Raw genomic sequence first — 11183 nt, 5'->3', positions numbered from 1 at the left:
AGCAGTTCGATGTCTTGCCGTTCATAGAAACGTTGTACCCGATAGAGGGCTTTTCTGTCCGTCAGAATATTGATGAGAAGGGCCTTAATCCGCACCCCGACGGAAACACGGCAGTCTTCGGGTTTGACTGGAACAATCGCATCAATACGCTCCCCCCATTTCAATCGCCGTATGAGTTCAGCGAATACGGGAGCTGCTTCAACCTTGTATTGCGATATGGGTTCAATCAACTGGAAATCCTCCGTGCCATGTTGCGATGGATGAAAGATTTCGCTGTGAACCCCCGTAAACCCTTTGGAAAATTACTGAACCACCCTATATCAGGCGCGGAATCTGTGTTTTCACGTTCTCCCCAGCCCTAAAGGGCGGGGATTCTTTCTCGCTCGTCGCAAGCTACGCGGGCGCGCATGTGACGGTCTTTGAGCTTGTTCTGATATTGCCGTTTGGCCCGAAGTTCCCGTCCATTGTAAATCGTCGTCCGCTCCCCATCGTGGACCACGGCAAGATGAACTTCGCTCAAGTCGGTTCCGACTACTCCTCCCGTTGTAACAGGTCCTACCGGGGGCCGGGAGTATACGGCCCGTAGTTCATAAGCCGAATCAGCCCACCCCAGTTCGACCAAGACTGGGGCTTCCCAGGGCCACGGCACGACCAGCGGGGCGTTGCCGCGACCATTAGAGAGGATGAGCTTCCCGACCCGAACCCGAATCGCAGACGGCTTCCACTGAACACGGAAGTAGCGCCGCCGACGGTACGGCGGTTTGGCTTGCGCATCCGTCTTCCTCCGCTTGCGCCAGGACTTGAGAGCGGCGTAGCAACTCTGCACCACCGCATCGGCGCTATGGGCATGAAGTTGGTTCGACGTATGCCACCGCATCATGGCCGACGGCTTTAACCAAATGCCATGTTTCCGAACGGTGCGCCAGAAATCCACTACGACGGTGGAATACAGGTTGCCCGCCGACCGCGCTAAGGCATCGAGTTGCGCGGTAGAAGCCAAATGCAACCGCCGTACCTTATACCGATTTTTGGATTTCGATGTAGTATTGCTTGATGACGGCAAGCGGCGCACCTCCAACGGTGGAGACAAAGTGGGAGTTGGTCCACAAGGTCGGCAACCGACTCCCGAGCCCAGGAAATTCTTGACGCAAGATTCTTGACGAACGGCCTTTCAGAGGTACTCACTTAGGCTCGGGAGATAGACGGCTTTGGCTTTCTCTCTAATAGGTATCCTGCATTCGAGACATAGGTTTCTAAACCGAGGGTTTTCAAGATTTCGTAAACCGTGGCAATCGCCGCGGTCACAACCGGCTTTCCAATCTTGTCCTGAACAATCTGAACTGCCGGGAGAGAGGGCATTTGAACACAAGCAGACAAAACGACCACGTCCGTTCCATCGATTTTGAGGTCATCCACCACGTTCACGAGATTCATGGGATCTAGTCGGCCAACCTCAAGGTTGTCCGGGACTTCGAGGCTGATGGAGTCGATAACTTCAATCCCGGTTTCTTCAATGTAATTAACGACTTGTTTAGTGAGAGGTTTCATATACGGAGTGATGATAGAGATCCGTTTTGCGCCCATTTCATGGAGACTGCGGACCAGTGCACCAGCACTGCTAATAACGGGTGCAAGATGGTTATTTGCGGCCGTTGTTTGGCGCAAGCGTTGCTCTGACTTTTTATGGTACTGATTACCTTGGCACATGATGGCCACTAGGCAAGCATACGCCAGTACGTCACAGTCGGCGTCCGACAGTTCTATCGCGCAACGGTCGCTGTCGACGTCCATCCTCTTCAATTCCTCCGGATTTACGTGTTGCATCCGCATGCGACTGGAGTGAAACGTGAAGGTCTCTCCCGGAATATCCGCCATTCTACGCAGTAACATAGCAGGAATTTCCGTTTCCATCGTGGTGTTGGAACTTGGGACAATCAATCCAATTCGATAGTGACTCAAGAAAATTCCTCCCCGAATTATTCGTGAATTACTATGAATCGTATTGTTTGGTTGCAAACACTTACATTAGTAACTATACTATACACAGTACACTGCACACAAATCGAATACTGTATACAGAAAGGAGGCGAAGACAAATTGCAGATAAAAAAACCCGTCCCAGTCAATCAACAGATTTATGATTTCCTTTTTCGGCAAATCATGGAGGGAACCTTTTCAGCAGGTACCCGTTTGGCTGAGGAACGGATCGCAGCACAATTGGGTGTCAGTCGGACACCGGTACGCGAATCAATCTTGAGGTTGGAACACGAAGGACTACTCCGCAATAAATGCGTGATTGAACCGACTTTTAAAGAGGTGAGAGAGTGTTACGAAATCCGAATTCTGTTGGAAAGCTATGCGGCGAGACAGGCTGCAACCTTCATGGAAGAGACTGATAAAAAACACTTGAAGAGCCTTATCGAAACTTCAAAATCGAGGGATTTTGAAACAGCTATGCGGGCTCATACGGAGTTTCATAACTTGATTGTGCGCGCGTGCGGAAATGATCGGATTACTCATATTATTGAGCGCATGCAAGCGATCATTCTGCTCTGCCGGAGGGATGTTGTGCGCAACCGTGTGGAACTTCCGGATGAGCACGGTGATATCTTCGAAGCCGTCTTGTCTGGCGATGGAGATTTGGCCGAATCACTGATGCGACAGCACTTGGTCAGAAATTATCATGAGATGTTAAACCGTTTTGGGCGAGACGCTCAGTAGATCTAGGTGCATTGCAGGATGCCCGGGTTTATAGTCTGTAGTTACTCCGGCCCCCAATGAACACCTATATCGTTAAGACAAGGGAGGATGAGTCAAAATGGCATCAATGTCATCCGTAACTGTTAGCTCGGCAACGCCGGTGGGTCAGACGAAAGCGTACGCAATTCTAGCCGGATCCTGGGGCGCATGGCTATTCGACGCCATGGACGCAGCGGTTTTCAGTTTCGTCATGTTGGCTATATCACACTCATTTCACACGCAGTTGTCCAGTGTTGTCGGAACCATGGCTTGGTTTTTACTCGCCACAGGTATCGGGGGCTATTTTCTCGGGAACATTTCTGATTACATTGGTCGTAAGCCGACTATTTTGATTTCGGTATTCATTTATGGCGTCGGCACCATACTCTGTGGTACTTCCCACTCGCTGATAGAACTGAATATGTACCGATTTGTCGTCGGAATTGCCGTAGGCGGTCTGTGGTCAGGTGCCGCAAGTTTGGTTTCCGAAGTGTGGAAACCCGAGGGGCGGGCGAAAGCACTTGCCGTTTTGCAGACTGGTTGGTCCGGCGGCAACTTGCTAGCGGCCATTTTTGCCTGGAGTATCTTGGGCTCGAATCATACCGCAAGCGCTTGGCGCGAACTATTCTATATCTCTAGCATTCCCGCTTTCCTTGTCTTCATCTATTGCTTGTTTTTCGTCAATGAATCCCCAGTATGGATCGAAAACAAAGACTTTATACGGAAAAACAATAGGAGTCAGAATATATTTGAGATTTTCGATCCGAAATACTTCCGCCAAACCTTGCTGGCGCTTGTCATTTCAGTACTTGCCATGATTGGTTACTGGCTGATTGAGACGTTTGCGCCTACATATCTGCAGAATATTCTGAACATAAACATCGGACAGGCTCCTATCTTTCTAGTTTGGACCGGAATTGGCGGAATTGTTGGGTACCTAGTCTACGGCGTGCTCGCAGAGAGAATCGGCCGCCGGCACAGCTTTGCCTTCTTCTTCTTTTTCATGGTCATTATATTACCTTTATTCACCTTCACCGTCAGCCATATGTCACTTACCCATGGTAAGTTGTTGTTGTCCGGCAGCAACGTTGTAACCCTTGGTCTCGTGTCCGCCTTAGTTGGCTTTGGAACTGGTTACTTCGCCGGATTCGGTGCCTGGTACGCTGAATTGTTTCCAACCAGCATCCGATCTACTGCCAGTGGCTTCTGCTTTAATTTCGGCCGAGTTGGTGCCATCTTCGGGATCTTGGCGGTACCGCATCTAATCAAGCCACTTGGCTTCTCGCTGACGATCAGCATTGGGGCTGTGGCATATCTGCTAGCGGGATTGTTAGTATATACCCTACGGGAAACGAAAGGTACTGTCATTACGAGTGATAACTGACTCGGTGGTAAGTCTTGTGACCACTTCGCCAGCCAAAGCAGACGGATTCTCAGGGCATGCATGACGCAAGTCTGCGTTATGTCCTGAATGCTCAGTCCAGGCTCGGACAAATGCTTGCTAGCCAGTCAAGGCGCGTTTGGTATAATTTTGCTTGTAGTTTGCCTGCTGTTGTACTCTTGCGCTTGGAATCAACCAGCACAACGGGGGTGAAATTCAGGAATTGTTATATTAGGGATTCGCAAGATATACAACCAACATGATCGTACTGAGTTTCCCAACAGTCATTGGAAACATAGAAACGGAGTGGGGGAAGTCGACCTATGAAGACTGGGTTAAGGGTGATTCGTTTCACTACGTTAACGAGCAAACTGATTGGAATTTCCCTTGTGTTTTTAATTATCCCAAGCCTCATTCTTGGCTTGGTTTCTTACTATGTGGCTCGAAGTCAACTCAATACCCAAAGTGAAATAGCCCTTAAAAACTATGTGCAGCTTGTGAACTCGACAATCAAAATCCTAAATACACAAGTTCAGGAAGGCCACATGTCCAAGGCACAAGCCCAGGAAGACGTTAAGCGGATGATTCTCGGCCCTAAAGGATCTAATGGATTACGTCCTATCAATCCGAATTACAACATCGGTAACAACCGAGGATTCTTTTTCATTTTGGATAAAAAGGGGAATTCGTTGGCCAGCCCGACTTCTGAAGGCCAGAACCTTTGGAACTCTAAAGATAGCCATGGATTCTACATGATGCGGGCTGTAATTAAAACAGCCGAACATGGCGGTGGATATACGCAATACATATGGCCACTACCAGGACATCCCAATGAGCTAGAGAACAAAATTGTATACTCAGCCCAAGCTCCTGCATGGGGATGGATTGTAGCCGTCGGAGCTTATACTCCTGACTTTAATAGTGGCGCCAACCAAGTGTTACACAGTATGTATGTCACCTTTATCATCTCTTCAGTGCTTGGGATTTTACTTGTCGTACTTTTCTCCCGCCAGATCATTAATCCAATTAAAGAAATGGATAAAAGCCTTGCTCTGGTTTCAGATGGGGACCTTTCAGGAGAGTTGTTGCGAATAAAGTCCAAAGATGAGATTGGACGTCTTGCGGAAGGATTCAACAAGATGAAGGAAAGCCTCAAATTTCTCATCTTACGAGTCACCGAAACATCGGAGCAAGTCGCTGCATCCGCAGAGCAATTAACCACTACCATAGAAGAAAGCACCAAAGCAACGGAACAAATCACAATGACGATTCAAGATGCTGCTCAAGGCGCTTATAAGCAAACTGCCAATATTGAAGAGAGTCAACGGTTCGTTTTAGATATGACCGAACAGATGGGGCATATTGCAGAAACTTCACAAACTGTATCTCGAACCGCCAAGGATGCCAGCACTAAGGCCCTGGAAGGAAATGAAGCGGTACAAAGTGTAACCCAACAAATGAACGGCATTGATGCGGCGGTGAATGACTTGTCGGGCATTGTCCATACATTGGGAGAACAATCTAGAAAAATCGGTCAAATCGTGGATACCATAACCCATATTGCCGATCAAACCAACCTGTTATCCTTAAACGCAGCTATTGAAGCGGCCAAAGCGGGAGAGAGTGGCCGTGGATTCGCAGTGGTGGCCGATGAAGTGAGGAAGCTTGCAGAACAATCCGCAGCATCTGCCAAGGAAATTACAGGGTTGATTAATAGTATGCAAGAAAGTACGGAACATGTCGTCATTCAAACCGGCAATACGACAAAACAGGTGGAAGACGGACTTAAGGCTGTAAATTCGGCTCGACGTGCTTTCGAAGAAATTCATCAATCCATTGAAGCTGTTCGTGAACAAGTCGAAGCGGTGTCAGCGGCTGCTCGTGAACTTTCTGATAAAGCGAAGCAATTGAATGTCGGAATGGAGCAGGTCGCTCAAGTATCTGTGTCTACTTCTGCAGGCATGCAACACATATCCGCCAGCACGGAGGAACAGCTGGCTGCTAGTGAGGAAATTCGTGCGTCGGCCGAGTCCCTGGCTGAACTGGCAGGGCAACTTCAAGAGGTGGTAAATCAGTTTAAAATTTGATTTCAGGACTAGAAGATCTCAGTGCTTTATAGTCCGAGGAATACGTTCGCATGAACCGTCCAACAGGACATGCACAGGGTGTAGCAGGCCAAAAGCCGACCGGGACCAATACGTGGTTCAGGCCGGCTTTTTCAATTTCAACTCAGTTGTTTCCTCAACTCTTCGATTTTCTCGCGACTTTATCCGGTTGCTTTCGTGATCACGTATACATTGACTCCCTCTGCGGAGTAGCTTAAGTGCAACCTCTCAGCGAATCTGTGAGGATTGAGAGCCATTTTGATAGGTCGCAGTTGCACACGTCTCAATATGAATTGGCGAATGGTATCTAAGCCTGTCCACTCTATCGACTCCGTTCACACAGTATGTCAGGTGGTTCATTCCTATACGAAATCCACATTGGGTGAATCACTCACGAACTCACCTCACTGGAAAGGAGGTGAGAAGATATGCTGCTCGGAGGTACTCTTGGGCTAGGTTGCCCGGTCCTGAGTGGAATTTGGCGTTGGAACCACGGTCCTGGAGTGGATTGATGCCGCGATTTTCGCCGCCCGATTCCACCACAAGGGGGATCCGGATGACCATCCGCATCCCCCTTGGGTCTGAATCCAAGGTCCATCCACACTGTGAGTGCCCACCTCACAGTAACAACCAGGATTCATCACTCAGTATATGCAAAAGCCAGCATACCGACGATTGTCTCCATCGTGGCGCCCCCCTGACGGCCGATTTGTAAAACGCTGGTCTTCGAGCTATCCTTATTTCTGCAACTGACAATCCATCAGTTAATAAGAACAGGGGGAAAGAGTCATGGACCTCAAAGGCAAAGTCGCCCTCGTCACGGGCGCGGGTAAAGGCATTGGTCGCGCCATCGCTACACGCCTGGCCCAGGAAGGTGTGAACGTGGGTCTGGTGGCTCGTACCCAGAGTGACCTGGAAAACCTAGCGTCCAGTCTGCGCACGTCCTGCGGCGTAAAGGTGGCCACGGCGGTGGCGGACGTCTCCAAGCGGGAAGCGATAGAGGCAGCGGTCGAAAAGGTTCGGTCTGAACTCGGTCCGATAGATATTCTTGTCAACAACGCCGGTACCGCCAAGTTTGGCAAGCTGGCCGAGATGGCGCCGGAGGACTGGGAGCAAATTGTCCGCGTCAACCTCTTCGGCACTTACTACACCACGCGAGCCGTGCTGCCGCAGATGATTGAACGCAATACGGGGAACATCATCAACATCAGTTCCAGCGCTGGCGAGCGTGGCGCCGCAACGACTTCGGCGTACTCCGCCTCGAAGTTTGCCATTATGGGCTTGACCGAGTCGCTGATGCAGGAGGTGCGCCGCAACAACATCCGCGTGACGGCGCTGGCCCCGAGCACGGTCAACACGGACATGGCGGCCAGCCTCGGCTTGCCGATTGGCGATGAGGACCACATGATGCAACCGGAGGACGTGGCCGAATTGGTCCTGGCCTGCTTGAAACTCCCACAACGGGTGTTCGTCAAGACGGCGGGGCTGTGGATGACGAATCCACAATAGCTCACGCAGCAAAAGAGCTTCGCTACGATAGCTCGCACTGCGGAAGAACCGAGTCCCCACGCATTGAATTTGCCGCGTGTGATCCGGCGCGAGAAAGCGACCGGGATCGCCAAGAAAAGCGACCCGCACCGCGTGATTCGGTGCGGGTCCTTTTGTGCGCTTATGCCGTATAATGAGCCTATGCATCACATTGCGAGGATTCCGATTTGTGGTTGAAAACTTTGAAACAGGAGTGGAAACCATGCAGCAGCGGAAATACGGCAACACAGACCTGATGGTCAGTGTGCTCGGGTTCGGCGGCGCGGAAATCGGCTTCCGGGGGGCCTCGGTCGCGGATGTGGAGCGTCTTTTGGGCTCAGCGCTCGATGCCGGGTTAAACGTCATTGACACGGCGGCCTGTTACGCGACCAGTGAGGAGCTGATTGGCCGCGCGGTGGGACACCGGCGCAGTGAATACTACCTGTTCACCAAATGCGGGCATGCGTCCGGACTGTCGACCCCCGATTGGCACCCAAAGACGATTACGGCCAGCATCGACAGAAGCCTTCAGCGCCTTGGCACCGATTATGTGGACGTCATTCATCTACACAGCTGTTCCTTGGAGGTACTCCAGCAAGGTGACGTCATCGAGGCCTTGCAGAAGGCACGCGATGCGGGCAAGACCCGCTACATTGGCTACAGCGGCGACGGTCAGGCGGCGCTCTACGCCGTGGAGTCGGGGGTGTTTGACAGCCTCGAGACCTCCGTGAACATTGCGGATCAGGAAGCGATTGAGCTGACCCTGCCGAAAGCCCGGGAACGAGGCATGGGCGTGGTGGTCAAGCGGCCGATTGCCAACGCGGCTTGGCTGCACTCGTCTCTGCCGGAGAACACCTACATTCAGCCGTATTGGCGCCGCCTGCAGGCGCTGGATTACGACCTGACTAAGCGCGGCGCACGGGATTCGGTGGCGGCAGCGCTGCGCTTTACGCTCACGGTGCCTGGGGTACATACGGCAATTGTCGGCACCTCCAACCTCAACCGCTATGTGGAGAATGCCGCGATGGTGGCGGAGGGCCCGTTGGCGGAGGATGAATACGAGGCCATACGCCGCCGCTGGAAGGAAGTAGCGCAGGCAGACTGGGTAGGGCTCGAGTAAGGCGCGAACTCTATTGGCTTTGGGGTACGGTCGATGGCTTGCAGCTCTCGCGGGACACCGGTGTCTCGCCGGCTCCGAAAAAAGGGGGTAGGGTGGGTATGGATTACAAAATCGCGGGCAGCACGGAGTGAACATCCATAACCTGCGAGCGGCTGTGTCACCGGGATCGCGCTGAAGCATTATCATGCGTCGGCAGGAGGGGCAGGGGCTGGCCCGGGATGGGGCGCCGGCTTTGCCGCCCCATCCTGGTGACCCGTTCGGGGAGGACTTCTTTTGCGTGCTACTTACTCCGACGCCTGCGCTGGCGGGTGGTCGCCTTTCGCTTGGAGATGCGCAGCTTCACTTCGCGCTCGATGGTGGTGTGGCGGGTAATCATCGCCGGGGTCATCTTGCCCTGGGCGGTGAAGACGGAGAAGTCATACGGGGTCTTCAGCTCGTCTTTGGACACCTGCATCTCATCCGCTAAGCCCTCTTTGTCCAGGACCTCGCGCTCGCGAAAGCGGGGGGAGAGGACCGCGTTCTCGCCGCTTGGCAGGGGAATGATAATCTCTTCCTCGCCGCTCTCCTGGAACAGCTGTTCCAACTCTTCAAACAGGAGCTTGTTTTCCTCGTTTCTCTCCTTGGCGATTTCCTTGTTCTGAAAGTATCGCCGCACCAAATCCTCCAGCTTCAGACGCCGGGTTTCCTCCGCCTCCGTTTCGGCGAATGTCGAGTTCTCATCCAATGCGGTCGGTGCCTCCGCCTCAAGGGCTTTGGTACTCGCTTCGGTGTTCGACTGCAGCTGTTTCTCGGTTGTTGACACTGTGCCTTCCACCTCACACAAATTGTCCCGTCTCGTATAGGTTGTCGCATCCGCCGCAACCCAGCGTCAGCATCGCATTTGTGCATCTGCTGGGAGTGGACGGGGAGGGTCCGCAGGACCTACAGACGTCTATGGTACACGAAGCGGACGGGGTGTGTCATGTAGAGGGGGCGAGCGGATCGAACGAAAACGAGTTCGGTTAGTATAAACTAATTATTGATCTTAGGTGTATGTAATCATATAATGAGTGCTGAAAGTTGACTATGGAAGTCAACTATCTGTTTATCCTGGGAGGGGTACATAGGCATGCAGCGAACGCTTTTTCGCTCGGTTTTGGTTTGTGCGGCGGGGGCGCTCCTGGTGGGCGTCCTCGTGTGGCAGGCGGTGACGGCGGCCGGAAGTCCAGATCCGACAGCTCACGGCACCTCGTCGACGGCGGCTATGATCGACACGGCGGTGCTCGTCTACCGCGAGGGGTTGGAGTGCATTCTCGTCTTGTCGGCCATCATTGCGGGGCTCATCCGCACCCAGAAGGTGTACTGGAGGCCGATTGCGGTGGGGGCCGGCGCGGGGCTGGGGACAACGCTCATCACCTGGTTCATCCTGGTGGGTGTCCTCAACCTGGTCGCCGACACAACGTCTGAGGCGAACATTCAGGCGGCCACCGGCCTGCTGGCGATTATCGTGTTGTTGATTGTGATGAACTGGTTCTTCCATCGCATCTATTGGACCGGCTGGATTTCCTTTCAAAACCGAAAGAAAAAACAGCTCATCCAGTCCGTAGAGTCCGCTGCGGAAGACACAGCGGATACGGTGAAATCGGTGGCGTATAAGGGCTTGATTCTGCTCGGTTTGGCTTCGGTCTATCGGGAAGGCTTTGAAGTGGACATTTTCCTGCAGAGCATCCGGCTGCAGGTCGGGACAGAGAATGTCCTCTTAGGAACAGCACTTGCCCTGGTTTTGATTGCCGTCACGGGTTACTTTACGTTCATTGCCCACCAGAAGCTGCCGTATAAGAAGATGCTCGTATTTACCGGCATGATGCTCGGCGTAGTGTTGGAAATTATGGTCGGCGAACAGGTGAATGAGATGCAGGCGGCACACTGGCTGCCCACGCATACCATCCCGATTTTCATCCCGGACTGGCTGGGCACCTGGTTCTCCGTCTTCAACAACTGGGAGAACATGATAGCCCAGGCACTCGCGGCCGTGTTTGTCATCGGCTCGTTCTACGCGGCGCAGATGGAACGGTTTAAGCCGCAGCGCACCCAGGGTAGGGGTACAGCTACCGGGGAACTGACCTGAGACGGGCTCAACCCCGAGCACCGCATCTGTAAGCGCCACCGATGCGCAAATTCCCTATTGTCAGCGCCGCCTGGCGGGTTTAGACTGTATCTGTTTTCTGAGGGGTGTCTGACGGGCGCGTTGGCAATCTGGGAAACAACGGGGGAAGCCAGGATGGGTCTGCCAAGGGACTTGCGGCGGATTTTGCTCATGTCGTCGGTGTTT

At 52.7% G+C, this 11183-nt stretch carries 10 protein-coding genes and 1 pseudogene; 6 read left to right on the top strand and 5 right to left on the bottom strand.

Features of this window, described 5'->3' with window-relative positions:
- From H522_RS0115930 to H522_RS0115920, 4 genes and pseudogenes are all read right to left on the bottom strand, one after another.
- The coding region (locus tag H522_RS0115930; protein WP_026963081.1) for a DUF4277 domain-containing protein at positions 1 to 230 on the bottom strand (230 nt) is incomplete at its 3' end.
- A gap of 128 nt (positions 231 to 358) precedes the next feature.
- On the bottom strand, positions 359 to 1006 hold the full coding sequence (locus H522_RS19965; RefSeq protein WP_245578156.1) for a hypothetical protein: 648 nt from the start codon (positions 1004 to 1006) through the stop codon (positions 359 to 361).
- 10 nt (positions 1007 to 1016) lie between these two features.
- Positions 1017 to 1175 (bottom strand): annotated as a pseudogene (locus H522_RS21645) (IS200/IS605 family transposase); the annotation flags it as partial.
- A 10-nt stretch (positions 1176 to 1185) separates the two neighbouring features.
- Positions 1186 to 1959, bottom strand: a complete 774-nt coding sequence (locus H522_RS0115920) for a maleate cis-trans isomerase family protein (protein ID WP_026963080.1) — start codon at positions 1957 to 1959, stop codon at positions 1186 to 1188.
- A 138-nt stretch (positions 1960 to 2097) separates the two neighbouring features.
- Between H522_RS0115920 and H522_RS0115915 the strand changes: the two genes are divergently transcribed.
- The 5 genes from H522_RS0115915 (at position 2098) to H522_RS0115890 (ending at position 8872) form a co-directional block, all read left to right on the top strand.
- Entirely contained in the window at positions 2098 to 2721 is a 624-nt protein-coding gene (locus tag H522_RS0115915; RefSeq protein ID WP_026963079.1) for a GntR family transcriptional regulator, read from the top strand.
- Positions 2722 to 2818: 97 nt separating this feature from the next.
- Positions 2819 to 4123 (top strand): MFS transporter, encoded by a 1305-nt coding sequence (locus H522_RS0115910; protein ID WP_026963078.1) that lies wholly within the window; start codon positions 2819 to 2821, stop codon positions 4121 to 4123.
- Positions 4124 to 4443: 320 nt separating this feature from the next.
- Positions 4444 to 6207: a methyl-accepting chemotaxis protein gene (locus H522_RS0115905; protein ID WP_026963077.1), complete on the top strand. Its 1764-nt coding sequence runs from the start codon at positions 4444 to 4446 to the stop codon at positions 6205 to 6207.
- 807 nt (positions 6208 to 7014) lie between these two features.
- Positions 7015 to 7734: a 3-ketoacyl-ACP reductase gene (locus H522_RS0115895; protein WP_026963076.1), complete on the top strand. Its 720-nt coding sequence runs from the start codon at positions 7015 to 7017 to the stop codon at positions 7732 to 7734.
- 241 nt (positions 7735 to 7975) lie between these two features.
- A complete protein-coding gene (locus H522_RS0115890) occupies positions 7976 to 8872 on the top strand; it encodes an aldo/keto reductase (protein ID WP_026963075.1) in 897 nt (298 codons plus the stop codon).
- 280 nt (positions 8873 to 9152) lie between these two features.
- Here H522_RS0115890 and H522_RS0115885 read toward each other — a convergent pair whose 3' ends face one another.
- Positions 9153 to 9674, bottom strand: a complete 522-nt coding sequence (locus H522_RS0115885; RefSeq protein ID WP_026963074.1) for a hypothetical protein — start codon at positions 9672 to 9674, stop codon at positions 9153 to 9155.
- Between the two features lie 306 nt (positions 9675 to 9980).
- On the opposite strand from H522_RS0115885, the gene H522_RS0115880 reads away from it, so the two are divergent.
- Complete coding sequence (locus H522_RS0115880) at positions 9981 to 10979, top strand: FTR1 family iron permease (protein WP_026963073.1); 999 nt, start codon at positions 9981 to 9983, stop codon at positions 10977 to 10979.
- Positions 10980 to 11183 lie beyond the last annotated feature (204 nt).

Source organism: Alicyclobacillus herbarius DSM 13609, from assembly GCF_000430585.1.
Lineage (GTDB): Bacteria > Bacillota > Bacilli > Alicyclobacillales > Alicyclobacillaceae > Alicyclobacillus_G > Alicyclobacillus_G herbarius.
This window is presented reverse-complemented; position numbering and strand designations above follow the sequence as displayed.

Excerpts from the sequence above, each read along its gene's own strand:
- H522_RS0115890 (WP_026963075.1), top strand. The coding sequence starts at position 7,976 with ATGCAGCAGCGGAAATACGGCAACACAGACCTGATGGTCAGTGTGCTC.
- H522_RS0115910 (WP_026963078.1), top strand. The coding sequence starts at position 2,819 with ATGGCATCAATGTCATCCGTAACTGTTAGCTCGGCAACGCCGGTGGGT.
- H522_RS0115905 (WP_026963077.1), top strand. The coding sequence starts at position 4,444 with ATGAAGACTGGGTTAAGGGTGATTCGTTTCACTACGTTAACGAGCAAA.
- H522_RS0115895 (WP_026963076.1), top strand. The coding sequence starts at position 7,015 with ATGGACCTCAAAGGCAAAGTCGCCCTCGTCACGGGCGCGGGTAAAGGC.
- H522_RS0115880 (WP_026963073.1), top strand. The coding sequence starts at position 9,981 with ATGCAGCGAACGCTTTTTCGCTCGGTTTTGGTTTGTGCGGCGGGGGCG.